The 989-nt window shown below is 58.5% G+C and carries 1 protein-coding gene; it reads right to left on the bottom strand.

The window, feature by feature from the left end:
• Positions 1-322 precede the first annotated feature (322 nt).
• Positions 323-989: IS5 family transposase (locus MPRO_RS01125; protein ID WP_158651714.1), on the bottom strand; the 667-nt coding region annotated here is incomplete at its 5' end.

The raw sequence follows: 989 nt of genomic DNA, 5'->3' as shown, positions 1-989 counted from the left end.
TGAGGTCGTTACTTTTTTAAAGTAAAGTTAAATGACCTCCGGCAAAGCCGGAGGCTTATCAGGGGACGCCCTCAAAGGGCTTTCAATTGCGCACAAGGCGCTACATCATCCCCAGCGTCAGTTGATCCCGATGTTCGTCCGCTCTCTCCTGATTACGGATGTACTCTCGTACCATTTCTTCATCTAGCAGGCTGTTGAAAATCTGATTTGCAGCAACAGAGCTGTCTATTTTTTGTTCAGATTTGACGGATTGGCCGCACTTTCTTGGGCATTTTTGCCCGCTGTACCGCCCGGTGTAGCCCATCGCGGGCCTACAGGCGGACTACGCCTGCAGGTTCCGCATACGGATCAGGTTCCAGCCCATCATTGTCAGCTGGAACAGACTATGCACCTTGTCCCGTCCGCGCAGCATCACCTGCCGGATGGGACCGATTTTCTTGCCCCAGCCAAACGGCTCTTCCACCCGTTTGCGCAACCGCATGCTGATCTGGTATCCCGCGTGGCGGCTGGTTCGGCCATCTATGGCCGAGCCGCCTGTCCGTTTGGTGTTGCGTGAGACATGCGGTGTTATGTTGAGTGTTCGGCAGGCTGTTACAAAGCCCCGGGTGTCGTAGTTTTTGTCGGCGCCCACGGTCTTGCGGTGCTGGCCGGGGAGTTGAGCCAGGAGTTCGGCGGCAACGTCGCGCTCGGCCGTCCCGGTCGCCAGGCTAGCGGCCGCTTTCACGATCAGTCCATGGCGGTTTTCCATGACCGTATGGCCCATGTAGGCCAGCCGTAATTCGCTGCCTCGGCTCTTCCTGGCCAGGCGAGCCTCCGGATCCGTGGTGGACTGGTGGGTCTCGTTGCTGCGTTTCTCACCCCGGAAATTACGCTCTGCATTGCGGCCGGTGGGCCCGTCCGGGTCCGGGTCGTCGCTGCCATCCTTGCGGCGAAAGCTTTTCTGCGACGCCCATGCCTGAATCAGGGTGCCATCGACACTGAAGTGATCG

The sequence above is a fragment of the Marinobacterium profundum genome, assembly GCF_001528745.1.
GTDB lineage: Bacteria > Pseudomonadota > Gammaproteobacteria > Pseudomonadales > Balneatricaceae > Marinobacterium_A > Marinobacterium_A profundum.
The sequence above is the reverse complement of the archived record's forward strand: the minus strand, read 5'-3'. Positions and strand labels throughout refer to the sequence as shown.